At 57.1% G+C, this 24,967-nt stretch carries 22 protein-coding genes; 11 read left to right on the top strand and 11 right to left on the bottom strand.

Annotated features, from left to right (window positions below):
- Positions 1 to 88 precede the first annotated feature (88 nt).
- Positions 89 to 1,369: a glutamate-1-semialdehyde 2,1-aminomutase gene (gene hemL / locus ACB496_RS03880; RefSeq protein WP_100777572.1), complete on the top strand. Its 1,281-nt coding sequence runs from the start codon at positions 89 to 91 to the stop codon at positions 1,367 to 1,369.
- A gap of 56 nt (positions 1,370 to 1,425) precedes the next feature.
- Here hemL and fhuB read toward each other — a convergent pair whose 3' ends face one another.
- From fhuB to hrpB, 6 genes are all read right to left on the bottom strand, one after another.
- Entirely contained in the window at positions 1,426 to 3,408 is a 1,983-nt protein-coding gene (fhuB, locus tag ACB496_RS03875) for a Fe(3+)-hydroxamate ABC transporter permease FhuB (protein ID WP_371974510.1), read from the bottom strand.
- Complete coding sequence (gene fhuD, locus ACB496_RS03870; protein ID WP_100777574.1) at positions 3,405 to 4,295, bottom strand: Fe(3+)-hydroxamate ABC transporter substrate-binding protein FhuD; 891 nt, start codon at positions 4,293 to 4,295, stop codon at positions 3,405 to 3,407. The genes fhuB and fhuD overlap by 4 nt, the downstream gene beginning before the upstream one ends.
- The gene (gene fhuC, locus ACB496_RS03865; RefSeq protein WP_371974509.1) at positions 4,295 to 5,092 is read right to left on the bottom strand and encodes a Fe3+-hydroxamate ABC transporter ATP-binding protein FhuC; all 798 of its coding nucleotides are present in this window, start codon (positions 5,090 to 5,092) and stop codon (positions 4,295 to 4,297) included. The genes fhuD and fhuC overlap by 1 nt, the downstream gene beginning before the upstream one ends.
- A gap of 47 nt (positions 5,093 to 5,139) precedes the next feature.
- On the bottom strand, positions 5,140 to 7,386 hold the full coding sequence (gene fhuA, locus ACB496_RS03860) for a ferrichrome porin FhuA (RefSeq protein WP_371974508.1): 2,247 nt from the start codon (positions 7,384 to 7,386) through the stop codon (positions 5,140 to 5,142).
- A 238-nt stretch (positions 7,387 to 7,624) separates the two neighbouring features.
- Positions 7,625 to 10,147: a bifunctional glycosyl transferase/transpeptidase gene (mrcB, locus tag ACB496_RS03855; protein WP_100777577.1), complete on the bottom strand. Its 2,523-nt coding sequence runs from the start codon at positions 10,145 to 10,147 to the stop codon at positions 7,625 to 7,627.
- 83 nt (positions 10,148 to 10,230) lie between these two features.
- On the bottom strand, positions 10,231 to 12,660 hold the full coding sequence (gene hrpB / locus ACB496_RS03850) for an ATP-dependent helicase HrpB (RefSeq protein ID WP_371974507.1): 2,430 nt from the start codon (positions 12,658 to 12,660) through the stop codon (positions 10,231 to 10,233).
- Between the two features lie 72 nt (positions 12,661 to 12,732).
- On the opposite strand from hrpB, the gene thpR reads away from it, so the two are divergent.
- The 9 genes from thpR to panD all read left to right on the top strand — a co-directional run bounded on the left by thpR (position 12,733) and on the right by panD (position 19,897).
- Entirely contained in the window at positions 12,733 to 13,263 is a 531-nt protein-coding gene (gene thpR / locus ACB496_RS03845) for an RNA 2',3'-cyclic phosphodiesterase (protein WP_123429470.1), read from the top strand.
- Positions 13,264 to 13,276: 13 nt separating this feature from the next.
- Entirely contained in the window at positions 13,277 to 13,981 is a 705-nt protein-coding gene (gene sfsA / locus ACB496_RS03840) for a DNA/RNA nuclease SfsA (protein WP_100777580.1), read from the top strand.
- A 174-nt stretch (positions 13,982 to 14,155) separates the two neighbouring features.
- Positions 14,156 to 14,611, top strand: a complete 456-nt coding sequence (gene dksA / locus ACB496_RS03835) for an RNA polymerase-binding protein DksA (protein WP_001155232.1) — start codon at positions 14,156 to 14,158, stop codon at positions 14,609 to 14,611.
- A 71-nt stretch (positions 14,612 to 14,682) separates the two neighbouring features.
- Positions 14,683 to 15,573, top strand: a complete 891-nt coding sequence (gene gluQRS, locus ACB496_RS03830) for a tRNA glutamyl-Q(34) synthetase GluQRS (RefSeq protein ID WP_371974503.1) — start codon at positions 14,683 to 14,685, stop codon at positions 15,571 to 15,573.
- A 175-nt stretch (positions 15,574 to 15,748) separates the two neighbouring features.
- A complete protein-coding gene (gene pcnB, locus ACB496_RS03825) occupies positions 15,749 to 17,149 on the top strand; it encodes a polynucleotide adenylyltransferase PcnB (RefSeq protein ID WP_100777582.1) in 1,401 nt (466 codons plus the stop codon).
- Positions 17,146 to 17,625 (top strand): 2-amino-4-hydroxy-6-hydroxymethyldihydropteridine diphosphokinase, encoded by a 480-nt coding sequence (gene folK, locus ACB496_RS03820; protein WP_371974501.1) that lies wholly within the window; start codon positions 17,146 to 17,148, stop codon positions 17,623 to 17,625. The genes pcnB and folK overlap by 4 nt, the downstream gene beginning before the upstream one ends.
- Before the next feature lie 122 nt (positions 17,626 to 17,747).
- Entirely contained in the window at positions 17,748 to 18,539 is a 792-nt protein-coding gene (panB, locus tag ACB496_RS03815; RefSeq protein ID WP_371974499.1) for a 3-methyl-2-oxobutanoate hydroxymethyltransferase, read from the top strand.
- An 11-nt stretch (positions 18,540 to 18,550) separates the two neighbouring features.
- On the top strand, positions 18,551 to 19,405 hold the full coding sequence (gene panC / locus ACB496_RS03810; protein ID WP_100777585.1) for a pantoate--beta-alanine ligase: 855 nt from the start codon (positions 18,551 to 18,553) through the stop codon (positions 19,403 to 19,405).
- A 111-nt stretch (positions 19,406 to 19,516) separates the two neighbouring features.
- Positions 19,517 to 19,897 carry an aspartate 1-decarboxylase gene (gene panD / locus ACB496_RS03805; protein WP_095284178.1) on the top strand — a complete coding sequence of 127 codons (381 nt, stop codon included), beginning with the start codon at positions 19,517 to 19,519 and terminating at the stop codon, positions 19,895 to 19,897.
- A gap of 2 nt (positions 19,898 to 19,899) precedes the next feature.
- On the opposite strand, the gene ACB496_RS03800 is transcribed toward panD, so the two are convergent.
- The 4 genes from ACB496_RS03800 to ACB496_RS03785 all read right to left on the bottom strand — a co-directional run bounded on the left by ACB496_RS03800 (position 19,900) and on the right by ACB496_RS03785 (position 23,452).
- A complete protein-coding gene (locus ACB496_RS03800) occupies positions 19,900 to 21,147 on the bottom strand; it encodes a polysaccharide deacetylase family protein (RefSeq protein WP_100777586.1) in 1,248 nt (415 codons plus the stop codon).
- Between the two features lie 63 nt (positions 21,148 to 21,210).
- Positions 21,211 to 21,651, bottom strand: coding sequence for a PTS sugar transporter subunit IIA (locus ACB496_RS03795; protein ID WP_100777587.1), 441 nt, complete (start codon positions 21,649 to 21,651; stop codon positions 21,211 to 21,213).
- 107 nt (positions 21,652 to 21,758) lie between these two features.
- On the bottom strand, positions 21,759 to 22,529 hold the full coding sequence (locus ACB496_RS03790) for an ABC transporter permease (RefSeq protein ID WP_100777588.1): 771 nt from the start codon (positions 22,527 to 22,529) through the stop codon (positions 21,759 to 21,761).
- Entirely contained in the window at positions 22,526 to 23,452 is a 927-nt protein-coding gene (locus ACB496_RS03785; RefSeq protein ID WP_100777589.1) for an ABC transporter ATP-binding protein, read from the bottom strand. The genes ACB496_RS03790 and ACB496_RS03785 overlap by 4 nt, the downstream gene beginning before the upstream one ends.
- Positions 23,453 to 23,559: 107 nt before the next feature.
- Here ACB496_RS03785 and can point away from each other — a divergent pair, with 107 nt between their 5' ends.
- The gene (can, locus tag ACB496_RS03780) at positions 23,560 to 24,222 is read left to right on the top strand and encodes a carbonate dehydratase (protein ID WP_095280808.1); all 663 of its coding nucleotides are present in this window, start codon (positions 23,560 to 23,562) and stop codon (positions 24,220 to 24,222) included.
- A gap of 106 nt (positions 24,223 to 24,328) precedes the next feature.
- On the opposite strand, the gene hpt is transcribed toward can, so the two are convergent.
- Positions 24,329 to 24,865, bottom strand: coding sequence for a hypoxanthine phosphoribosyltransferase (gene hpt / locus ACB496_RS03775; RefSeq protein WP_371974496.1), 537 nt, complete (start codon positions 24,863 to 24,865; stop codon positions 24,329 to 24,331).
- Positions 24,866 to 24,967: the final 102 nt, after the last annotated feature.

The following is a 24,967-nucleotide window of genomic DNA, read 5'->3' as shown; positions in this document are numbered from 1 at the left end:
AGGATCATTGGGGCAAAAATTTTATAACCTTCGGCGAATCCCTTAGAATAGCTGGCTAAACCCTTTTCTACGAACCAGGAACGACGCTATGAGTAAGTCTGAAAACCTCTACAGTGCAGCACGCGAGCTAATCCCAGGCGGGGTCAACTCTCCTGTTCGCGCCTTTACGGGCGTCGGCGGAACGCCGCTGTTTATTGAACGTGCGGACGGCGCGTATCTGTACGATGTGGACGGCAAAGCCTATATCGATTATGTCGGCTCCTGGGGTCCGATGGTGCTGGGTCACAACCACCCGACTATCCGCAATGCGGTGATTGAAGCGGCACAGCGCGGCCTGAGCTTCGGTGCACCTACCGAGATGGAAGTCAAAATGGCGGAACTGGTGACCGAACTGGTCCCGACCATGGACATGGTGCGCATGGTGAACTCCGGTACGGAAGCCACCATGAGCGCTATCCGCCTTGCGCGCGGCTTCACCGGTCGCGACAAAATTATCAAATTCGAAGGCTGCTATCACGGCCATGCCGACTGTCTGCTGGTAAAAGCCGGTTCCGGCGCGCTGACCCTCGGCCAGCCGAACTCTCCGGGCGTACCGGCAGATTTTGCCAAACACACCCTGACCTGCACCTATAACGATCTGGAGACGGTTCGCGCCGCCTTCGAACAGTATCCGCAGGAGATCGCCTGCATCATCGTGGAACCGGTCGCGGGTAACATGAACTGTATCCCTCCGCAGCCAGAATTCCTGCCAGGCCTGCGCGCGCTGTGCGACGAATTCGGTGCGCTGCTGATCATCGACGAAGTAATGACCGGCTTCCGCGTGGCGCTGGCGGGTGCTCAGTCTTATTACGACGTGGTACCAGACCTGACCTGTCTGGGTAAAATCATCGGCGGCGGTATGCCGGTGGGCGCCTTTGGTGGACGCAAAGAGGTGATGGAAGCGCTGGCCCCGACGGGTCCGGTTTATCAGGCGGGCACCCTGTCCGGTAACCCGATTGCGATGGCGGCAGGTTTTGCCTGCCTGACCGAAGTGGCGCAGCCGGGTATTCACGAAACCCTGACCGATTTGACCACCCAACTGGCTAACGGGCTGCTGGAAGCCGCGGAAGAAACGGGCATTCCGCTGGTGGTGAACCATGTGGGCGGCATGTTCGGGATCTTCTTCACCGATGCGAAAACCGTGACCTGCTATCAGGACGTGGTGAAGTGCGACGTTGAGCGCTTTAAGCGTTTCTTCCATCTGATGCTGGAAGAGGGCGTGTATCTGGCACCGTCAGCGTTTGAAGCGGGCTTTATGTCCGTAGCGCACAGCGAAGAAGATATCAATAACACCATCGACGCAGCGCGTAAGGTGTTTGCGAAGCTTTAATCGCCACGCGGCTAACAAAGTAAAAGAAAAACGGCAGCCTCTCGGCTGCCGTTTTTTTATCGGCTCTGCTTTCTCAGCAAATAAATAAAGTACGGCGCACCAATAAATGTCGACAGCAGCCCCGCCGGGATCTGATACGGAAACAGCACCATCCTGCCCAGCCAGTCTGCGATCGCCAGTATCATCCCGCCCACCAGCGCGGAGATCACGATATGCGGCATCGTGCGGCGGAACCCCATCATGCGCGCGATGTGCGGCGCCATCAGGCCAACAAAGCTGAGTGGGCCGATGGTCATGGTCGCGACGGCAGTCAGGCAGGCCGCCAGCAGCAGCAAGCCGACGCGCGATGGCGTCAGTGCAATCCCGACCGCGCGTGCCGTTTCACCGCCCAGCGGCAGAATCGTCATCCAGCGGCGGCACAACGGCGTGATTGCCAGCAGCAAGATCATCGCAATCCCGGAATGCACCACCTGTGTCCCCGTCGCGCCGTAAGTCGAACCCGAGATCCAGGTCAGGATCTGCGCCATGCGCGGATCGCCGCTGGCCTGCAGCATCATCAACAGCATGGTAAATGCAGTGCTAAGCGCCATACCGGCAAGCAGCATCCGGTGCGGAGAAAAGCCCCCGCGACCGGCGGCGATCATAATGATCATCAGCGTGGCGGCGGCACCGATACTGCCCGCAGGCATCAGCCAGCCAAACGCATCGCCCGGTACGAAGAACAGCATCATCACCACACCAAACGCCGCGCCGGAGCTGATGCCCAGCACTTCCGGACTGGCCATCGGGTTACCCGTCAGACGCTGGATAATGCACCCGGCGACCGCCAGCATCACGCCTGCGATCAGCGCCGAGAAAATACGCGGCCAGCGCCATTGCAGCAGTTCATCCAGCATCGGGCCTGTCGCCCAGTGCCAGCCGCTCGCATCGCGCCCCAGTGAGAGGGCAATCCACGCGACAAACAGCAACACGATCAGCCCGGTCAGCACAAACCACTGAATGTGCTGACGCTCGGCATAGACTTTATCCCCGGCGTCCATCGCGGGCGCGCTCATGCTGCGCAGACGCGGCAGCAGCCACAGCAGCAGCGGCGCGCCAATCAATGCGGTGACGGAACCGGTGGAGACTTCCATCCACACGCGGGCGAGCCAGAGAATGATTTGATCCGACAGCCAGAGGATCAACGCCCCAATTAACGGCGCCAGCATCAGTCGCGACAGCAGGCGGCGCGCACCGAGCATTTTCGCCAGTAACGGTGCAAACAGGCCGATGAAACCGATTATCCCGACCGCATTTACCAGCAGTGCGCTGAGCACAATCGCCAGCGTCAGCGCGGCGAGACGTGCCAGAGAAAGCGCCAGCCCGAGATTGCGCGCCACGCCATCATCCAGCCCCATCAGCGTCAGCGGACGCAGCAGCAGCAGGGTCAGCACTACGCCGCCGATCAGCTGTGGCCACAGGCGTTGCACGATACTCCAGTCGGTCTGGGTCAGCGTCCCGGTGCTCCACAGGAACATGCTTTGCAGCTCGTCATGATGGAACAGCACCAGCAGCTGGTTGATGGCCCCGCAGTAGAGGCTCACCACCAGCCCGGCCAGAATCAGCGTTACCGGAGAAAGACGTTTCCCCCACGCCACACCGAAGACCAGCGCACCGACCACACAGGCCCCCGCCAGCGCAGCGAACTGGCTGGTGAGTGCGCCGGGCAGCGCCCAGAGCGTGGTAATCGTGATACCAAGCTGTGCGCCAGTGGCGACCCCAAGCGTCGTCGGTTCCGCCAGCGGGTTACGCAGCACCTGCTGGAACAGAACGCCGACCAGCCCCAGCCCCGCGCCCACCAGCAATGAAATCGCCAGGCGTGGCAACAGGCTGTAGTGGAACAGCATCTGCTGGATGTTATCGATATCCGGTACGGAGAAGGCCTGGCCCCACTGCGCGCGCGGCAGCGCAATCGACAGATTTGACCAGGTTAAGAACAGTGCAACGACGAAAACGACGGTTAACAGCAGCGTCGGGAAAAGTGCGATCCGCGATCTCATGCTTTGCCTCCCAATGCGCCATCAAGCACGCGGGCAAAGTGCATCGCCGACAGCGTCGCTCCGTAGAACCACACCGCAGGCACACGCTGGAAACGCTGCTCGCGCACGAACGGCATCGCCTGCCACAGCGGCGTCGCCATCAGAGTTTGCATCTCACGGTCATTGCCATGATCGAAACAGAGCACATCCACATCGCGGAACTGCGCCAGACGATCGATGCCGACGGTGGTACTGCCCCAGAAGGTCATCTCCCCTTCCCAGGCATTTGTAATAGCGAAGCGATCGAGCACTTCCTGGAACAGGCAGTTTTTGCCAAACACCAGCACATGACGCGCATCCAGCAGCGTGACCATCAGCAACGGACGGTTGCCACGCGCGGCAAAGCGGGGTTTGAGCGAATCGATAAAACCGTCGAAATGGTCGAGGTGCTGTTTTGCCGCCGCCTCGCGGTCCAGAAGTTGGGCCATTTCATTAATCGAATGACGCGCCATGGTCAGCGGTTTTTTACCGTCGCTGAAGGTGAACCCCCGGCCCGGCGCAATGCGCGCCAGTGTCTCCGGCGAAGGGCCGTAGCCCGCAGACCAGACCAAAAACGAGGGTTTCATCTGCGTCAGGAGTTCGAGATTCGGCTCGGTGCGCAGGCCGATATCGATGGTTGACGCGGGGATCTTCGGCTCGTTGACCCACATGTTGTAGTTAGGAATATCCGCCACGCCGTACGGTGCGATGCCCAGCGCCAGCATCAGCTCAACCGGCAGCCACTCCAGCGCCACGATGCGATGCGGATCAATAGAAGCCGCACGCGCGGTATTCATTTTTAACAGCAGTGGCGAAAGCGCCAGCGCCGTCAGTAACCGACGGCGACTTATCAAAGTTGGATCCAGCATCAATACACAAAGCTCACCGGTGCAGCCCCTGCCGGGTGAGGCAGGATACCCATTGGAATTCCGTAGATCAGTTCCAGCGTTTCGCCGCGCATCAGCTCAGACGGCGTACCTTGCGCAATCATCTCGCCCCCACGCAGGGCCACCAGATAATCGCAGTAGCGCGCGGCCATATTGATATCGTGCAGAACGGCGATCACCGTCAGCCCTTTCTGCTGGCTGAGGCGATGAATCAGCGCCAGCACATCCACCTGATGGGCGATGTCCAGCGCCGAGGTCGGCTCATCCAGCAGCAGGCAGTTGCTGTCCTGAGCCACCAGCATCGCGATCCACGCGCGCTGACGCTCGCCGCCGGAGAGGCTATCCACCAGACGGTGCGCCAGCGGTTTTAACCCCACCAGCGCGATCGCCTCTTCCACTTTCTCTCTGTCAGCCACACCAAACCGCCCGAGCGCGCCGTGCCACGGATAACGTCCAATCGCCACCAGTTCGCGCACGGTCATCCCTTCAGCCTGCGGCAGTTGCTGCGGCAGATAGGCGACTTTGCGGGCAAAGGCTTTGCTTTTCCAGCTCTCAAGCGGCTGCCCGTCGAGCAGGATCTCCCCTTCGGACGGCGGCTGATGGCGACCCAGCATTTTGAGCAAGGTGGATTTACCCGAACCGTTGTGACCGATAAGGCCCGTGACTTTGCCGACAGGGAATGTCAAAGAGAGCGGATGCAGCAGCGTGCGTCCAGGGACGCGAAAGGAGGTGTTATTAAGCGCAAACGTGGTATCGGAGTGCGGTCTATTTTCCTGCATAGTGGCCAACTTGTTAAAGGGCACGGCGAACCGTGCCCGAAGAGAGATTAGAAGCGGAAGGTCGCGGTGGCGACAACCTGGCGTTCAGCACCCCAGAAGCAGCCGTAGGTGTTGAAGCAGCTTGCGACGTATTCACGATCCAACAGGTTGTTGACGTGAACCGCCACGTTGGAACCCGCCATACCGAAGCGCGCCAGATCGTAACGGACCAGGGCATCGACAACGGTGTAACTGCCCACTTTGAAGGAGTTCGCCGGGTCGCCATAGCTGGAACCGGTCAGACGGCCGCCGGTCCCGAGTGTCAGGCCAGACAGTGCGCCATCAAAGAAGGTGTAGTCACCCCACAGAGAAGCCATGTGTTTTGGCACCTGCGCAGGCGTGTTGCCTTTGTAGTTGGTGTCGGTGGTGTATTCCGCATCCGTGTAGGTGTAAGAACCTACGACGTTAACACTCGCAGACAGCGCCGCTTTAGCTTCAATTTCCACGCCGCGTGAACGAATTTCGCCACCCTCAACGGAGAAGAATGAGCCTGCCGGATCAGCCATCAGGTTGTTGGTTTTGGTCAGCTGGTAGATCGCACCGGTCAACACGATAGGACGATCGCTCGGCACATATTTCACGCCCGCTTCGTACTGCTTACCTTTAGACGGCGAGAACAGTTTACCCTGCGCATCGGTCTGAGACGCCGGTTCGAAGGATTCGCTGTAGCTGAAGTACGGGGTTACGCCGTTATCAAACAGGTAGTTAACGCCACCACGCCAGGTGAACTGGGTATCGTCACGTTTGGAGGTGGTATTGGCTACTCGGTTGTAGGATTCCTGATCGGCCCAGTCGTAACGACCGCCCAGAGTCACCAGCACTTTATCCCACTGCGCCTGGTCCTGAACGTACAGGCCCGTTTGTTTCTGACGGTTCAGGATCTGATACGGACCGGACGTAGCCGGATCTTTCGAATTGAAATCGAAATCGGTGTACACCGGATTGTAGAGATCCAGCAACGGCACGGAGTCGTCGTAGCCGAACCAGGAGTTGATGTCGTTACGCATGCGCATAAAGTCAACGCCGGTCAGCAGGGTGTGGTCAACGGCACCGGTCGCAAATTTGCTCTGCAACTGGGTATCCACGGTGAAGTTTTGCAGCTTCTCATCATCAACCACGTATTTACGCGCCAGATAATGACCTTTGTCCGCCGGCGCTAAGGCCGCACACTGTTTGCTGCCCGCATTCGACGGATCGGTACAGACACCGTAACCGTAGACGCTGTTTTGCGAGGTTTTATTCTCAGCAAAGCGCAGGTTCTGACGCACGGTAAAGGTGTCGTTGAATTCGTGGTCGAAGCTGTACCCAACCATTTTCTGGTTACGGGAGTAGGTATTGTTCTTCGCACCTTCGTTGAAGTCGGTCGGCAGACGGCTGCCGTTTGGCAGCGGATCAACCGTACCCTCTTTTGGCAACCAGCCGTAGTAGCCCGTTTCTGGCTCATTCTGGAAGTAAGAGAGGAAGGTGAAGTTAGTTTTGTCATCCGGACGCCAGGAGAACGACGGCGCGATAGCATAACGCTGCTCTTCCGCACGCTCCTGCTGGGCGTTATTGGAACGCGCTACGCCGGTCAGACGGTAGGAGTAGACGCCGTCATCATCGATTGCATCGCTGAAGTCAAACCCGGTCTGGAACAGGCTGTCGGTGCCGACTTTGAACTGGATCTCTTTCAGCGGCTCCGTCATTGGGCGCTTGCTCACCATGTTCAGCAAACCGCCTGGGCTGCTTTTTCCGTACAGCACGGAAACCGGACCGCGCATGATTTCAGCGCGCTCCAGCATATAAGGGTCAATCACCGCGTCGTTGTAGAAGTTGCCCTGCATCTTCATACCGTCGAGGTAGTTGTTCTGGCTCTGACCATCGGCTGCAAAGCCGCGAATGACCAGATAGTCATAGGTGTTTGATGCGCCACGCGTGCCAACTGCAACGCCTGGGGTGTAGCTCAACGCCTCTTTCACCGAGCGTGGCTGATGCAGCGCCATCTCTTCGGAGGTCACCACAGAAATAGACTGCGGGACTTTTTGAATAGGGGTATCGGTTTTGGTGCCGGTTGCGGACTGACGCGCCGCGATGGTTGCCGCCGGTCCCCATGCACTTTCTTGTGCCGCTGGGGCCGCCGTCACCGTAATGGTGTCTTCTTTTTTGGGGGTGTCAGCCGCATGTGCAAAAGCAGACATGCCGCCTACCGCTGTGGCTACAACGACCGCGATTTTACGCAGCGAAGGACTCTTTGGCTGAGCAGTTTTGAGCGCCATTGGTATATCTCTGATGAAAGAGTGAATGATAACGTAAACGAGAATTATTATTATGACCGCAGAATAATATGCGAAACGCTGGCGGCATAGCAAGCGATATGCGGCCCTACAAGAATTGAGGGTTTAAGAAATAACCAGAGGGAAAATGAGGAGTTAAAGCAGGATTAAATAAGGGTTAGGAATATGTTCTTTATGCGTGAATAAACTCCCTCTTCCGCAGGAGAGGGAATTCTCAGACTTAGTTACTGCCAAACATATCTTTGATCCAGCCCGCCACGCCGTCGCTGTCTTTCTTCTCATTCTGCGGCTGCTGCTGTTGCTGCTGCGGCTGCTGTTGAGGCTGAGACTGCTCAAACGGATTGCCCGTCGGCTGTTCTGGCTGGCTTTGCTGGCACAGTGATTCCGGTTTGTCCGTCCAGACCGGCAGAGAACGCATCCCGCCGCCGCAGACGAAGTTACCCGACTCATCCACGCCCATATCGACGATATCTTCTGGCGGTGTCAGGTTCAGCGGCACCGGCGACTGGTTGGTCAGGTAACGCTGGTAGATAGACATCGCACCGCTCGCACCGTACAGACGGGTCGGCTGGTTGTTATCACGTCCAACCCAGGTGATCACCACTTCGCGGCCATCAATCCCGGCAAACCAGGTATCGACGTTGTTGTTGGTAGTCCCGGTTTTACCCGCCAGATGCAGGCCCGGATATTTCGCGCCCAACTGGCGACCCGTACCGCGCTGCACCACTTGCTGCATGGTCCACAGGGTCATGTAAGCGGCCTGCGCGGGAACTACGCGTTCTGCCTGCGGGAAGCTCTGATAAAGCACCGTACCGTCTTCAGCAATCACCGAGCGCACCGCAGAGAGCTGCGCACGGTTACCGCCACTGGCGATGGTCTGGAAGGCCTGCGCCACTTCGATAGGCGTCAGGTTCAGCGCCCCCAGAATCATCGCTGGCACCGGGTGCAGCTGATCTTTTGGCACACCCAGTTTCTGCCAGGTGTCGGTGATCGCCGGCAGCCCCAGCGCCATACCGAGGTTAACCGTCGGGACGTTCATCGAGCGCGTCAGAGCATCCACCAGCATGACCTGGCCGCTGAACTGTTTATCGTCGTTCTGCGGAGACCATACCTGGCCATTCGGCTGACGCAGCGCAATCGGCGCATCGGCAATCCAGGTATTGAGTCGATACTGATTCGGCTGGCTCAGAGCAGTCAGATAGGTCGCCGGTTTTGCCAGAGAACCAATCGAACGACGCGCCTGCATCGCACGGTTGTAGCCCGCAAACTGCGGCTCTGCCCCGCCCACCATCGCGCGCACTTCACCGCTATAACGATCGACGACGACCATTGCGGTTTCCAGATCGCTCAGCTTGCGCTGCTTTTTCAGCACCGGAATGCCGTCAACGGCAGCTTTCTCAGCGGCGTCCTGCGCCACGGAGTCAAAGGTGGTAAAGATCTTCACGCCGGAGAGATCTTTCACTTTGTCGCCGAGTTTGGTCTGCAGCTCCTGACGCACCATCTGCATAAATGCAGGCTGTGGCGAAATCACGCCACCGCGCGGTTGCACGCCCAGCGGACGCGCGCTCAGCATGTCGTACAGCTCCTGATCGATCACCTGCTGCTGTTGCAGCAAGCGCAGAACCAGGTTACGACGCTCCAGCGCCAGTTTCGGGTTGCGCCACGGGTTATAGATTGACGCGCCTTTCACCATCCCCACCAGCAGTGCCTGCTGGTCGAGGCTCAGCTCTTCCACCGGACGGCCAAAGTAGTAGAGGCTCGCCAACGGGAAACCGCGGATTTCGTTATCGCCGCTCTGACCGAGATACACCTCGTTCATGTACAGCTCAAGAATACGGTCTTTGCTGTAGCGGGCGTCCATCAGCACAGCCATGTACGCTTCGTTGGCTTTACGCCAGTAAGAGCGTTCGCTGGAGAGGAACAGGTTTTTCACCAGCTGTTGGGTCAGGGTACTCGCCCCCTGCACCGTACGACCGGCCGTCAGGTTCGCCAGCACCGCACGCCCGATGGAGTACAGGCTCACGCCGTCGTGCTCGTAGAAGTGGCGGTCTTCGGTGGCCAGCAGGGTATCAACCAGCAGATCCGGGAAGCCATTACGCGCGACAAACAGACGCTGCTCGCCGTTTGGCGAGGAGAGCATGGTGATCAGGCGCGGGTCGAGACGGAAGAAACCGAACTGACGGTTGCTGTCCAGGTTCTCAATGGTTTCCAGGTGGTCGCCGTCAAAGGTCAGACGCGCGCGCACCTGCCCCTCTTTGCTGTCCGGGAAATCGAACGGACGGCGAATCATCTCGATGCTGCTCGCCTGCACGGTAAACTCGCCAGGACGGGTCATTTTCGACACCTGACGGTACTGCGTGGCTTCCAGCAGTTTGACCATTTCGTTCTTGCTGATGGACATGTCCGGCTCAAGGTTCACCATGCGACCGTACACCGCCGCAGGTAACTGCCAGACTTTACCATCGATACGGCTGCGGATCTTCTGATCCAGGTACACACCGTAAATCGCCATCAGAACAACAAATACAATAAACAGCTTCAGCAGCAGCCAGAACCAGCCGCGTCTGCCACGAGGCTTCCGCCCTTTGCCTTTTCCTTTCCGCGGCATGGGTTCATCCTCATCATCGTCTTCATAGTCATCGTCATACTCCTCATCTCTGAGGCGACGACGGCTGATTTTTTCCTTCGCCGGACGCGCAGGTTTACCCTTACGTCCTATTGGCTCGCGGTCATTCCCCGCCATGCTTTCTCTCCGCAACATTCCAGGCGCAATGGCCCGATTCTCTTTTCTTCCACCCAACGGTGAAAGAAGAAATCTCTCAAAACCTATGAATACTTCTTCGTCCGCCGCGTCGGCGCGGTATTCGCCGGATCGTCCGGCCAGACGTGTTTCGGATAACGCCCTTTCATCTCTTTCTGCACGTCGCGATAGCTACCGGCCCAAAAAGCACCGAGATCGCGCGTGATTTGCAATGGACGATGGGCGGGCGACAGCAGCTCCAGCACCAGTGGAACGCGCCCGTCGGCTATCGACGGCGTGGTGGCTTCACCAAACATCTCCTGCATCCGTACCGCCAGTGCCGGAGGATTATCCTCATGATATCGAATGGCGATCCGGCTTCCGGTCGGCACAGTGTAATGCGAGGGGAGCGAACTCACCAGTCGTTGACGTAATGACCAGTCGAGTAAATTCTCAAGCGCGGCCTTCACATCCAGTGATTTCAGCGCTTTCAGGGAGTGCACACCGCCCATTTCTGGCAGTAACCAGGTTTCCAGGGAGGCCAGCAGCGCATCGTCGTCCACCTCGGGCCACGGGTACTCCGGCAGCCAGCGCGCGGCGCAGTGTAAGCGCAGGCGATACTGTTCCGCTTCCGGCGTCCAGTTCAGCACAGTTAGTCCTTTATCGCGAATTCCGTTGAGCATCGCCTGATGCAGCTCGTCTTCCGACGGTTTCGCCAGCGGTTTAACGCTGATGGTCAGTTTGCCGATCTGGCTTCGGCGAAATGCTTTCAGGGTGCCCTGCGCGTCGTCCCACTCGATGGTGTCCGACTGCTGCAACAGCTGCGGGCAGGCGCGTGTGAGCGCGTCGATATCCACCGCTATCGCCTGTAAAATTCGCGCGTCCGGGGACGAACTGCCCTGCAACAGCAGCGGTGCTATCAGCCATTCGTGGCGAGTGAGCGCGTCATCGCTGTCAAGCATCGCGCCCATGCCGTTCGCCAGCTGGTAGCGGCCATCGATGCCCCGCCTGCGTGCGATGCGATCCGGGAAAGCCTGCGCCAGCAGGCCGGGAATCAGATCGCTGTCCAGCGCTCCGCCACGGCGGTTCAGGCGCTGACAAAGCCGCTGGGCGCGCTGCTGCCAGTTGGGCTGATTGCGCGAAAAGGCCGAGGCCAAATCGCTGCTCCCGCCACGCGGAGGCTCTTCCAGAATCGCCGCCAGCTTCGCGGAAGTGGCGATTTCATCATCCTCTTTTGCCGCCACCAGCATCGCCGCCAGACGCGGTTCGTTGCCAAGGGTCGCCATTTTCTGGCCGCGAGGTGTCAGGCGTTCATTCTCTAGCGCACCAAGCTGAGTAAGCAGCCTGCGCGCCGCCGCCAGATTCACCGCAGGCGGCTGATCGAGCCAGACCAGTTGACTCGGATCCGGGCAGCCCCATTGCAACAGCTCCAGCAGCAGACCGGAGAGATCGCTTTGCAGAATTTCCGGCGTGCTCTGCGTCGCCGCACGTTCTGCCTGCTCGGCGCTGGTCAGGTGCAGACAAATCCCCGGCTCCAGGCGTCCGGCGCGGCCTGCGCGCTGGGTCATGGATGCCTGGCTGATGCGCTGCGTGAGCAGGCGGGTCAGGCCGGTGCGCGGATCGAAGCTCGCCACCCTCTCCTGCGCCGTATCGACCACCAGACGAATGCCCTCGATCGTTAAACTGGTTTCGGCAATGTTGGTCGCCAGCACCACCTTGCGCTGCCCGGCAGGTGCCGGAAGAATCGCTTTACGCTGTTCGTTCAGCGACAGTGCGCCATACAGAGGGCAGAGCAGCACATCGCTGCCAACGCGTGACGCCAGTTTCTCCTGCACACGCTGAATTTCGCCAACGCCTGGTAAAAAGAGCAGCAGCGAGCCAGACTCGTGGCGCAACAGCTCCGCGGTAGCGATAGCGACCGCCTCATCAAAGCGCTGGTTCGCCGACAGCGACTGGTAGCGGCGATCGACGGGAAATGCCCGCCCTTCGGAGGCGATCACCGGTGCATCGGGAAGGATTTGTTGCAGACGTGGGTTGTCGAGCGTCGCCGACATCATCAGCAGCCTGAGATCGTCGCGCAGCCCGTGCTGAACATCGAGCAGCAGCGCCAGCGCCAGATCAGCCTGCAGGCTGCGTTCGTGGAATTCATCGAGGATCACCAGCCCCACGCCGCTCAGTTCCGGATCGTTTTGCAGCATTCGGGTGAGAATGCCCTCCGTCACCACTTCGAGGCGCGTCGCGGGGCCGACGCAGGTTTCGGCGCGCATGCGGTAGCCGATCGTTTCGCCCGGCTTTTCATTCAGTAGTTCGGCGAGGCGTTGTGCCACGTTGCGGGCCGCCAGTCGGCGCGGTTCCAGCAGAAGAATTTTTCCGGGAATATTCCCCTCTTTGAGGATCTGCAGCGGCAACCAGGTCGATTTACCGGCGCCCGTGGGCGCATTCAGCAGGATCTGAGGGGCATGTTGTAACGCGGCAAGTAGCTCGGGAAGTACGGCGGCGACCGGCAATGAGGACACGAACAGCTCCAGAGGGTTAACATTAGACGGCGGACATTGTAGCATCGGCGCATATCATTACCGAGCCCCCCTATGTCTGATTCAAAACGACTGTTTTTCGCCATTGAGCCACCGGCCACTGTTCAGCGGCAAATCGTCCGCTGGCGCGCGGCGAATTTTCCGACCGAAGCGGGCCGCCCGGTTGCGGCCGCCAACTTACACCTGACGCTGGCGTTTCTCGGTGAGGTCAGCGCAGAAAAGCAGCAAGCGCTGTCGGCGATGGCCGGGCGGATCCGCCAGCCGGGTTTTACCCTCAATCTGGACGACGCCGGGCAGTGGCTGCGCTCTCGCGTTGTGTGGCTCGGGACGCGTCAGCCGCCGCGCGGGTTGTTGCAGCTGGCGAATCTGCTGCGCGCCCAGGCCGCTCGCAGTGGCTGCTATCAAAGTCCGCAGCCCTTTCACCCGCACCTCACCCTGCTGCGTAATACCGCGCATGCGGTTGCCATTCCCGCCCCAGGCTTTAGCTGGGCCTTTCCGGTAACCGAATTTGTCCTCTACGAATCCGTATTCCATCAGGGACGCACCCGCTACACGCCGCTGACGCGCTGGACGTTAAGCGAATAATCAAGGACTCACGATGAAGTTTAGCCCTGCCTTACAGCAAGCCACCCTGATTCAGCGCTACAAGCGCTTTCTGGCCGACGTGATCACCCCCGAGGGCGAGCATCTCACGTTGCACTGCCCGAACACCGGCGCGATGACGGGCTGCGCCACGCCGGGCGATACGGTCTGGTACTCCACCTCTGCCAATCTTAAGCGTAAATATGCGCATACCTGGGAAATCACCGAGACCCAGCAAGGCGCCTTTATCTGCGTGAATACCCAGCGCGCCAACCCGCTGGTGAAAGAGGCCATCGACGCCGGGCTGATTCCAGAGCTTATGGGTTACAGCACGCTGAAAGGCGAAGTGAAATATGGCGAGGAAGGCAGCAGAATTGACTTCATGCTACAGGCGGATGACCGCCCTGAGTGCTATATTGAAGTCAAATCAGTGACGTTAGCAGACAGGGATAATGGCTACTTTCCGGATGCGGTGACGCTACGCGGCCAAAAGCATCTGCGAGAGCTAATGAGTGTTGCGGCGGCGGGCAAGCGCGCCGTATTGCTGTTTGCGGTGTTGCATTCAGCGATTGAACGATTCTCACCCGCCCGCCACATTGACCCAAAGTACGCACAATTGTTGAATGAGGCACAAAAGCAGGGGGTAGAAGTTTTCGCTTATAAAGCGGAACTTTCTGCCGATAATATGACTCTGAAGTCGACGCTCCCCGTTGTGTTATAAGGGGTTAGAAGATGACGATTTGGTGTTCTGGCCGCGTGCGCAAATACGCTTTTCCTCACAGGCTTGTCAAGTGTTACGTTTAGATAATTGCCTTACGGAAAAGCATCTGCTATTTATAGCGACCTGATTTTTCCCCCACACGGGGATCGATAGTGCGTGTTAAGGAGAAGCAACATGCAAGAAGGGCAAAACCGTAAAACATCGTCCCTGAGTATTCTCGCCATCGCTGGGGTGGAGCCGTACCAAGAGAAACCGGGCGAAGAGTATATGAACGAAGCCCAGCTGTCTCACTTCAAGCGTATTCTTGAAGCATGGCGTAATCAACTTAGGGATGAAGTCGATCGCACTGTTACCCATATGCAAGACGAAGCAGCAAACTTCCCGGACCCGGTAGACCGTGCCGCTCAGGAAGAAGAGTTCAGCCTCGAACTGCGTAACCGTGACCGCGAACGCAAACTCATCAAAAAGATTGAGAAAACGCTGAAGAAGGTCGAGGACGAAGATTTCGGATACTGCGAGTCCTGCGGTGTGGAAATTGGCATTCGTCGCCTGGAAGCGCGTCCGACTGCCGATCTGTGCATCGACTGCAAAACGCTGGCTGAAATCCGCGAAAAACAGATGGCAGGTTAATTCCTGTTCTGTCGTAACGATCATAAAGGCGGGAGTCACTCCCGCCTTGTGACTTTTTGTCTGCTGTGACTATGCCTCAATCCGACTATATCGGGCGCTTTGCGCCATCTCCCTCTGGTGAGCTGCACTTTGGTTCGCTCATCGCCGCTCTCGGCAGCTACCTGCAAGCGCGTTCTCAGCACGGCCTCTGGCGCGTGCGTATCGAAGATATTGATCCCCCTCGTGAAGTTCCCGGTGCAGCAGAAACCATCCTGCGTCAGCTGGAACATTACGGTTTGAACTGGGACGGAGAAGTATTGTGGCAGTCAAACCGCCACGAGGCTTACCGCGAACAGCTGGCGTGGCTGTATGAGCAAGGGCTGTCTTATTACTGCACCTGCACCCGTGCGCGTATTCAGCAGGCAGGCGGCGTCTATGACGGCCATTGCCGAACCCTGAATAACGGGCCGGAGAATGCGGCGGTGCGTCTGCTTCAGCATCATCCTGTCACCCGCTTTAAGGATTTACTGCTCGGCGAAATTAACGCCGATGAGCGTCTGGCGCGTGAAGATTTTATTATTCATCGTCGCGATGGCTTATTTGCTTATAATCTTGCTGTGGTGGTGGACGATCATTTCCAGGGCGTGACAGAAATTGTGCGCGGCGCAGATTTGATTGAACCGACAGTGCGACAAATTTCGCTCTACCAGCAGTTAAGCTGGAAGGTTCCGGACTATATTCATTTGCCGCTGGCGCTGAATGAACACGGGAATAAACTTTCCAAGCAGAATCACGCGCCCGCGCTGCCTGACGGGGATCCGCGCCCCGTTTTGATCGACGCATTACGATTTCTAAACCAAAATGTGAACAATGAATGGCAGGATTTATCCGTTGATGAATTGCTGGAAAAAGCCGTCGAGGGCTGGTCGCTCTCTGCCGTGCCAAAAATCCAGCATTCTCAAATGCGTCTCGCTGAGCTATGATTAGCCGCTTTTTACACGAAGCATCTCCGCTGTATCAAGGCGGCAACTGAGTGAATCACCGCGAGTTTACGCATGTAAATGGCCCGTGAGAGCGAAGGCAGCCAACGCAGAGGCAGCATAAAAGATGACGTGTAATTTTTTGTCCAATATATGAAACACACTACCGAGGTGTACTATTTTTACTCGAGTCGCTAATTTTTGCCGTAAGGTGCTAAGCCGCGATGAGAGCGTAGCGAATGACGCTATTGCTCAATCCCATATGTCGGTTATTCCGCGTGAGCAGCACACTATTTCCCGCAAAGATATCAGTGAAAATGCCCTCAAGGTGCTCTATCGTCTGAATAAAGCAGGCTACGAGGCCTATCTCGTGGGCGGCGGGGTTCGCGATTTACTGCTTGGCAAAAAACCAAAAGATTTTGATGTGACGACCAGCGCCACGCCGGAACAGGTGCGTAAATTATTCCGCAACTGTCGTCTGGTAGGCCGTCGTTTCCGTCTTGCACACGTGATGTTTGGTCCGGAAATTATCGAAGTGGCAACCTTCCGTGGCCATCACGAAGCCGGCGCACCAACCGATCGCACGACCTCTCAGCGTGGCCAGAACGGCATGCTGCTGCGTGACAACATCTTTGGTTCCATCGAAGAAGATGCCCAGCGTCGCGATTTCACCATCAACAGCCTTTACTACAGCGTGGCCGATTTCACGGTGCGTGATTTCGTGGGCGGCGTACAGGACCTGAAAGAGGGCGTGATTCGCCTGATTGGCAATCCTGAAACTCGCTACCGCGAAGATCCGGTGCGCATGCTGCGCGCCGTGCGCTTCGCCGCCAAGCTGAATATGCAGATAAGCCCAGAGACCGCTGAGCCGATTCCGCGTCTGGCAACGCTTATCAACGACGTGCCACCGGCGCGTCTGTTCGAAGAAGCGCTGAAAATGCTGCAAGCCGGTTACGGGTATGAAACCTATAAACTGCTGCGCGAAAACAGCCTTTTCCAGCCGCTCTTCCCGACCATCGTGCGCTACTTCACCGAAAGCGGTGACAGCCCGATGGAGCGCATTATCGCTCAGGTGCTGAAAAACACTGACACCCGCATTCATAACGATATGCGTGTGAACCCGGCGTTCCTGTTCGCGGCGATGTTCTGGTATCCGCTGCTCGAAACTGCGCAGAAAATTGCTCAGGAAAGCGGCCTGGCCTATTACGATGCCTTTGCGCTGGCCGCCAACGACGTGCTGGACGAAGCCTGCCGTACGCTGGCGATTCCTAAGCGCATCACCACGCTGGTTCGCGATATCTGGCAGCTGCAATTACGCATGTCTCGCCGTCAGGGCAAGCGCGCGTGGAAGCTGATGGAACATCCGAAATTCCGCGCGGCTTACGATCTGCTGGCGCTGCGCGCTGAGATCGAGAACAACAAAGAGCTGCAAAGTCTGGCCCAGTGGTGGGGCGAATTCCAGGTTTCCGCTCCGCCGGAACAGAAAGGGATGCTCACCAATCTGGATGAAGAGCCAGAACCGCGTCGCCGTCATCGTCGCCCACGCAAGCGCGCCCCGCGCCGCGAAGGCAGCGCATGACCCTCGCGTATATCGCCATCGGCAGCAATCTGGCCTCTCCTCTGGAGCAGGTTAATGCTGCCGTTCAGGCGTTAAGCGAGATCCCGCAGAGCCGCCTCGTGAAGGTTTCTGCGTTTTACCGCACGCCGCCGCTCGGACCGCAGGATCAGCCTGATTACCTGAACGCCGCCGTGGTGCTTGAAACATCCCTCGATGCCGAAACCTTGCTGGATAGCACCCAGCGTATTGAGCTTCAGCAGGGCCGCCAGCGTAAAGCAGAACGCTGGGGACCACGCACGCTGGATCTCGATATCATGCTGTTCGGTGATGAAGTCATTAATACGGAACGCCTGACGGTGCCGCATTACGACATGAAAAATCGCGGTTTTATGCTCTGGCCGCTGTGGGAAGTCGCCCCTGAATTAACCTTCCCCAACGGCGAATCGCTGCAGGCGATTTTGCAGCAGCTCAACGTCGAAAAACCCGCCCTCTGGTAATCCCGTTATTTTGCTGATAACCCCTAAAATAATTGGTGTTAATCGGTTGCCTAAAATCATTGTTCCCCCGAATGTTACTGTTAGAATGCGCAAAGATTCGTTTTGGGCTATCAGGAAACATTATGAAACCAACCACCATCGCCTTATTGCAGAAATGCAAACAGGAAAAAAAACGCTTCGCCACGATCACCGCCTATGACTACAGCTTCGCGAAGCTGTTTGCCGACGAAGGCATTAAGGTCATGCTGGTCGGCGACTCGTTAGGGATGACGGTACAAGGACATGATTCCACCCTGCCAGTGACGGTAGAAAATATTGCTTACCATACCCGCGCCGTTCGTCGCGGTGCACCAGAGTGCCTGCTGCTTTCCGACCTGCCTTTCATGGCCTATGCCACGCCAGAACAAGCCTTCGAAAATGCCGCCGCCGTGATGCGCGCAGGCGCCAATATGGTGAAAATCGAAGGCGGTGCCTGGCTGGTCGACACCGTAAAAAAACTGACCGAGCGCGCGGTGCCGGTTTGCGGCCATCTCGGTTTAACGCCGCAGTCGGTGAATATTTTCGGCGGATATAAAGTTCAGGGGCGCGGCGAAGCAGGTCAAACGCTGCTGGACGACGCGCTGGCGCTGGAAGCCGCCGGTGCGCAGCTGTTGGTGCTGGAGTGTGTGCCCGTTGAACTGGCCAAACGCGTCACCGAAGCGCTCTCAATCCCCGTGATTGGCATTGGCGCAGGCAACGTGACCGACGGGCAAATCCTGGTGATGCACGACGCTTTCGGCATCACCGGCGGCCACATCCCTAAATTTGCGAAGAATTTCCTAAGCACCGCGGGCGACATGCGCGCTGCGGTCAGGCAGTATATTGCCGACGTCGAATCCGGTGTTTACCCGGCTGAAGAACACAGTTTCCATTAAGGAGTCTCATTGTGCTAATCATTGAAACCTTGCCACTGCTGCGTCAGCACATTCGCCGCCTGCGTCAGGAGGGTAAACGTATCGCCCTGGTCCCGACCATGGGCAATCTGCATGATGGCCACATGAAACTGGTCGACGAAGCGAAAGCCCGCGCCGATGTCGTCGTGGTGACGATTTTCGTTAACCCGATGCAGTTCGATCGTGCCGACGATCTGGCGCGCTATCCGCGCACGCTGCAGGAAGATTGTGAAAAGCTCAAAAAACACCATGTGGATTTCGTCTTCTCACCCACGCCTGACGATATTTATCCGCAGGGCACCGAAGGGGCGACCTTCGTCGATGTGCCGGGCATTTCAACCATGCTCGAAGGGGCCAGCCGTCCGGGGCATTTCCGCGGCGTTTCGACCATCGTCAGCAAGCTCTTCAACCTGGTGCAGCCGGATATCGCCTGCTTTGGCGAGAAGGATTTCCAGCAGCTGGCCCTGATCCGCAAAATGGTCGCAGACATGGGCTACGACATTGAGATCGTCGGCGTGCCGATTGTGCGCGCCAAAGACGGTCTGGCACTCAGCTCACGCAACGGGTATCTGACCGCTGACCAGCGCAAAATCGCGCCGGCGCTGAGCAAAGTCATGAACGCGATGGCGGAGAAGCTGGAAGCTAACGAACTGACGGCGGAAGAGATTATCGCTATCGCGGAACAGGAGCTGAACGAAAAAGGGCTGCGTGCCGACGACGTTCAAATCCGCGATGCGGACACGCTGCTGGCGCTTTCAGACACCAGCAAACGCGCGGTGATTCTGGTGGCCGCATGGCTCGGTCAGGCGCGCCTCATCGACAACAAAGTGGTTGAGCTGACGCAGTAGACAGCGACTAAAAATCGGGCAATACTGCGCTAATATTTGCCTGGGGAATGTTTCCCCCCACCCTGCCCTCTCCAGCCGGAGAGGGACTGCATGAAGAGTAAAGGTAACGTTATGATTCGCACAATGCTGCAAGGTAAGCTTCACCGCGTCAAAGTGACGCAGGCAGACCTGCATTACGAAGGTTCCTGCGCGATTGACCAGGATTTCCTTGAGGCGGCGGGTATTCTCGAATACGAAGCCATTGATATTTACAACGTAACCAACGGCAAACGCTTCTCTACCTATGCGATTGCCGGTGAGCGCGGCTCAAAAATCATCTCCGTCAACGGCGCGGCGGCACATTGTGCTGACGTGGGCGATATCCTGATTATCGCCACCTACGTCACCATGCCGGACGAACAGGCGCGCAGCTGGCAGCCTAAAGTGGCCTATTTTGACGGCGACAACGAGATGAAACGTACCGCGAAAGCCGTACCGGTTCAGGTTGCCTGATGTTACCCCTGCGGCTGATTGCTGATCAGCCGCGACATTGTCTCCAGCGAATCCGTTCTTAAGATATACAGGCGTTTCAGTAAGAACGGATTATCTCCCGGTTTCACCTTCCCTTTTACCGTCGTCACCGCCAGATGAAAACCGGCGTCGTTCGCCGCTTTCACCGCTTTGTCATCGTAACCGCCGAACGGATACGAGAGATAGAGCACGCGCGGGTTGAACTGTGCCAGCGAGCGCCGCGAGCGTTCAAAATCAAACAGAATGACGTGGTAGCTACGGCTCAGCAAAATAGGATGTTTATTGCCATCGACGCGGTGCAGGAAGTGGGTGTGCGACTGAATATCAAACACATCCTGAATCTCTTTCAGCTCCGACACGCTCATAAATTGCAGCGATTTCGGGTCCCACTTCTGCGGATGGCCTTTGATTCGCGACGAGATGATAAACGCCGTCGCCTTAAAGCCGTACTGCTTCAGAATCGGCCACGCGTAGCGGTTGACCGACTTCAGACCATCGTCAAAGGTAATCACCACCGCGCGGGCGGGCAGGTTCATTTTATTGCGCACGTAGCCTTCCAGCTGATAGAGCGTCAGCGTGGTGTAACCCTGATCGCGCAGCCAGGTCATCTGGTTGTTAAAGGCGCGCACGCTGGTGGTCGTGGAGGTGTGGCGGAAACGGGTGTTCTCTTCATCGCGCAAAATATGGTGATAAGTGATCACCGGAATGCCGCTGTCTTCCTGCGCATCCAGGCTGCTGATCCACGCCAGACGGTTGCCCATGCGGATTTGAAACCAGGTCTGGTTGAGTCTGTCTTTCAGCTTGCTGAGAATGGGATAGCGCAGGTTTGAACTCAGCGTACCAAACGGGGCGCTGCCGCTGTTGGGTGCGTTATACACCGGGGTGTCTTTCCAGGTGATCAGATTCTGGTTACTGAGCGGTTTATTGAGATCGCCCAGACTGTCCTGTACGCGCTGTTTCCCCTGCACCTTTTCCAGATGGCCTTTGTCGATAAACCCGGTGCCAAAGCCGAAGCGAAATTCGTAGTAGTCTGCCGCCGTAGGAACGACTGCAAGAATCTGCCCCGCGCGCACATTGCCGACGTTAACAACCTCGTTGCCCACCTGCGCCCAGATCGCCGCATCTTCAGTGGTTTGCATATATTGAGCGGGTAAGCCCTGCTGGCTTAATAAACTGGCAGAGACGCCGCCGGAGACCAGCAGCAACAGAAGGGAAAAAACGCGTATAAACATGGGATTATTATCGACACTAAAAATCAGTCGCCATTGTAGCAAAAGCGACATCAATACCAATGTTTAATTCTTATACAGATCGTGGAGCAGGACAAAAGGCGGGTTTTTCTGCTGCTGATGCCAGAGGCTACTGACGCCGGGGATTTCCTGCCCGACCAGCGTATCGCGGAACTCCGCGCTGCTCAGCGTTTCGCGCAGCGGGTACATCATCTCCAGCAATGCGTAGTTAATCCCGGAAATCACTTCACAGTTTTCATGCTTGTGACTCAACAACGCGGCGGCGCGATACGGCGCAGCGCCCGATTTGTCGGTCATAAAAATGACGCCTTCACCGGTATCCGTCTCATGCAGCGCATCGCACATCATACGGCTTAGCATGTTGGTGCTCAGCCCGCGCCAGTAGTTCACCGCCCGGCACTGAGGCAGCGGACCCAATTTTTTTTCCAGGCGATCGATCATTGCCTGGGCATCGTCATCATGACAGGTAATCACCCAACCCAACATAGCGTCTCTCCTTTAGGGGAAAGTAGTTTAGCGGAGTGAAGATTAATTTATGGTGATAACTATCAAAGAAAATGCCCCGGCAGACAGAGTGCTGCCGGGGATGCGGATTAGCTGCGCAATCCGCGTCCGCGCTGGATCAGATACCAGCACAGAATATAGAAAGCGATGATGAAGACGGCGAGGACGATGACGGTGGTAAACAGCGGCACGTCAGTAATGCCGAGGAAGCCAAAGCGGAAGCCGCTGATCATGTAGACAATCGGGTTCAGGTGCGACAGCGCCTGCCAGAACGGTGGCAGCAGCGTCAGCGAGTAGAACACCCCACCGAGATAGGTCAGCGGCGTCAGGACAAAGGTCGGGATCAGGCTGATGTCATCGAAAGTGGTCGCAAACACCGCGTTCAACAGGCCAGCCAGCGAGAACAGGATCGCGGTCATCAGCAGGGTCAGCGCCACGAACATCCATGAATGTACCTGGAACGGGACGAAGAACAGCGAGATAGCCGTCACCAGAATCCCTACCGCCAGCCCGCGCGCTACGCCGCCGCCCACATAACCGGCGATGATGACGTGCGTTGGCACCGGGGCCACCAGCAGCTCTTCAATGTTACGCTGGAACTTCGCGCTGAAAAACGACGACGCTACGTTGGCATAGGCGTTGGTGATCACCGCCATCATGATCAGGCCCGGCACGATAAACTGCATATAGGTAAAGCCATGCATTTCACCAATACGGGAGCCAATCAGATTCCCGAAGATGATGAAATAGAGCGTCATGGTGATCACCGGCGGCACCAGGGTTTGCACCCAAATGCGCATAAAGCGGTTAATCTCTTTGGCCCAGATACTTTTTAGCGCCACCCAGTAAAGATGCATCATGCCTGCTCTCCTTGTTTATCCTGGACCAGCGAGACAAACAGTTCTTCCAGTCGGTTAGCTTTGTTACGCATACTTAATACCTGAATGCCCTGCGCGCTCAGCTGCGCAAAGACGCTGTTAATGCCCTGCTCGCGTAGGACTTCCACTTCCAGCGTCGACGTGTCCACCAGACGGTACTGATAGCCCTCCAGCTTCGGCAGCGGGCTTTTGGCCGCCAGATCGAGGATAAAGGTTTCGGACTTCAGCTTGGACAGCAGATTCTTCATCGAGGTGTTTTCCACCAGCTCGCCGCGCTGAATGATGCCGATATTGCGGCACAGCATTTCAGCTTCTTCGAGGTAGTGGGTGGTCAGAATGATGGTGGTGCCTTTGTCGTTCAAATCCTTCAGGAAACCCCACATCGAGCGGCGCAGTTCGATATCCACACCCGCCGTTGGCTCATCAAGGATCAGCAGTTTTGGCTCGTGCATCAGGGCGCGGGCGATCATCAGACGGCGCTTCATCCCGCCGGAGAGCATGCGCGCACGTTCGCCGCGTTTTTCCCACAGATCGAGCTGTTTGAGGTACTTTTCGCTGCGCTCGATGGCGTCCTGACGTTCTACGCCGTAGTAACCCGCCTGATTCACCACAATTTGCTGCACGGTTTCAAACGGGTTGAAGTTAAATTCCTGCGGCACCAACCCCAGCTGACGTTTGGCGTTGACCACATCTTTTTCGAGATCATAGCCAAACACCGCGACGCTGCCCGAAGACTTGTTCACCAGCGAACTGATGATGCCGATGGTCGTGGATTTCCCCGCGCCATTCGGCCCCAGCAGGGCGTAGAAATCCCCCGCTTCGACCTGCAAATCAATTCCGCGCAGCGCCTGAACGCCGCCCGGATAGACTTTTTTAAGCTGCTTAAGCTCAAGTGCGATAGTCATGAATTAAACTTACCTATAGTTCTGACACACGTTGTGTGGTTTCAATAAAAGTCGAGTTACCCTATATTAGCGCAACGCTATTACTCGGTTACAGGTCGTTAACCTCTATGAATGACATAGATACACTCATCAGCAACAATGCACTATGGTCAAAAATGCTGGTAGAAGAGGACCCGGGATTTTTTGAGAAGCTGGCGAAGGCGCAGAATCCACGTTTTTTATGGATTGGATGCTCTGACAGCCGCGTCCCGGCGGAACGCCTGACAGGCCTTGATTCGGGTGAACTGTTCGTTCACCGTAACGTCGCAAACCTGGTCATTCACACCGATCTCAATTGCCTTTCCGTCGTGCAGTACGCGGTTGATGTGCTGGAAGTTGAGCACATTATTATCTGCGGCCATTACGGCTGCGGTGGTGTGCAGGCGGCGGTCGAAAACCCGGAGTTGGGGCTGATCGACAACTGGCTGCTGCATATTCGCGATATCTGGTTCAAACATAGCTCACTGCTGGGCGAAATGCCGCAGGAGCGTCGCCTCGACACCCTGTGCGAGCTTAACGTGATGGAGCAGGTCTATAACCTTGGCCACTCCACCATCATGCAGTCAGCATGGAAGCGCGGGCAGAAAGTCTCCGTTCACGGCTGGGCGTACGGTATCCATGATGGATTGCTGCGCAATCTGGAAGTGACCGCCACCAACCGCGAAACCCTGGAGCAGCGCTACCGTTCCGGGATTGCCAACCTGAAGCTCAAGCACGTTAACCACAAATAACCTGCAAAAAAGCCGGGCGGCGGCTTCGCCTTACCCGGCCTTAAGATGTGCCGTTCACGCTTTCCAGGCCCGGAAAGCACAGTGCTTCCGGGCTAGACCACTGAGATTACTCGTCCAGCAGTACCACTTTCCCGACATACGGCAGATGGCGATAACGCTGTGCGTAATCGATGCCGTAACCCACCACGAACTCATCCGGAATCGAGAAACCAACAAATTCAACCGGGACATCAACTTCACGGCGAGTCGGTTTATCCAGCAGGGTGCAGATCGCCAGGGATTTCGGGCCGCGCAGGCTCAGGATCTCGCGCACTTTAGAGAGCGTGTTACCGGAGTCGATAATATCCTCTACGATTAACACATCCTTGCCGCGAATATCTTCATCCAGATCTTTCAGGATTTTCACGTCACGGGTGGTCGACATACCGCTGCCGTAGCTGGACGCGGTCATGAAATCCACTTCATGGGACACCCGAACTTCACGGCACAGGTCTGCCATGAACATGAATGAGCCGCGCAGCAGACCCACCAGCACCATATCGCTGCCGCTGTCCTGATAACGTTCGGTGATTTGACGACCCAGTTCGGCGATACGCGCTTTGATCTCCGCTTCCGGGATCATCACTTCAACACTATGTTTCATATTACTAACCGTATGATTTAAAACCAATCTATCACTGCGGATGCAGATACGTCCGGCAATGATTCACAAGTACGGCAGTATACCAGCAAATGGATTCGCCTG

Source organism: Lelliottia nimipressuralis (genome assembly GCF_041464075.1).
In the GTDB taxonomy this organism is placed as follows: domain Bacteria; phylum Pseudomonadota; class Gammaproteobacteria; order Enterobacterales; family Enterobacteriaceae; genus Enterobacter; species Enterobacter nimipressuralis.
This window is presented reverse-complemented; position numbering and strand designations above follow the sequence as displayed.

Coding starts and splice junctions, on each gene's coding strand:
- fhuB (WP_371974510.1), bottom strand. CDS start 3,408: ATGAGATCGCGGATCGCACTTTTCCCGACGCTGCTGTTAACCGTCGTT.
- fhuA (WP_371974508.1), bottom strand. CDS start 7,386: ATGGCGCTCAAAACTGCTCAGCCAAAGAGTCCTTCGCTGCGTAAAATC.
- sfsA (WP_100777580.1), top strand. CDS start 13,277: ATGAAGTTTAGCCCTGCCTTACAGCAAGCCACCCTGATTCAGCGCTAC.
- hpt (WP_371974496.1), bottom strand. CDS start 24,865: ATGAAACATAGTGTTGAAGTGATGATCCCGGAAGCGGAGATCAAAGCG.
- ACB496_RS03800 (WP_100777586.1), bottom strand. CDS start 21,147: ATGTTTATACGCGTTTTTTCCCTTCTGTTGCTGCTGGTCTCCGGCGGC.
- thpR (WP_123429470.1), top strand. CDS start 12,733: ATGTCTGATTCAAAACGACTGTTTTTCGCCATTGAGCCACCGGCCACT.
- fhuD (WP_100777574.1), bottom strand. CDS start 4,295: ATGCTGGATCCAACTTTGATAAGTCGCCGTCGGTTACTGACGGCGCTG.
- ACB496_RS03785 (WP_100777589.1), bottom strand. CDS start 23,452: ATGACTATCGCACTTGAGCTTAAGCAGCTTAAAAAAGTCTATCCGGGC.
- panD (WP_095284178.1), top strand. CDS start 19,517: ATGATTCGCACAATGCTGCAAGGTAAGCTTCACCGCGTCAAAGTGACG.
- dksA (WP_001155232.1), top strand. CDS start 14,156: ATGCAAGAAGGGCAAAACCGTAAAACATCGTCCCTGAGTATTCTCGCC.
- ACB496_RS03795 (WP_100777587.1), bottom strand. CDS start 21,651: ATGTTGGGTTGGGTGATTACCTGTCATGATGACGATGCCCAGGCAATG.
- panB (WP_371974499.1), top strand. CDS start 17,748: ATGAAACCAACCACCATCGCCTTATTGCAGAAATGCAAACAGGAAAAA.
- mrcB (WP_100777577.1), bottom strand. CDS start 10,147: ATGGCGGGGAATGACCGCGAGCCAATAGGACGTAAGGGTAAACCTGCG.
- fhuC (WP_371974509.1), bottom strand. CDS start 5,092: ATGCAGGAAAATAGACCGCACTCCGATACCACGTTTGCGCTTAATAAC.
- ACB496_RS03790 (WP_100777588.1), bottom strand. CDS start 22,529: ATGATGCATCTTTACTGGGTGGCGCTAAAAAGTATCTGGGCCAAAGAG.
- hemL (WP_100777572.1), top strand. CDS start 89: ATGAGTAAGTCTGAAAACCTCTACAGTGCAGCACGCGAGCTAATCCCA.
- folK (WP_371974501.1), top strand. CDS start 17,146: ATGACCCTCGCGTATATCGCCATCGGCAGCAATCTGGCCTCTCCTCTG.
- can (WP_095280808.1), top strand. CDS start 23,560: ATGAATGACATAGATACACTCATCAGCAACAATGCACTATGGTCAAAA.
- gluQRS (WP_371974503.1), top strand. CDS start 14,683: ATGCCTCAATCCGACTATATCGGGCGCTTTGCGCCATCTCCCTCTGGT.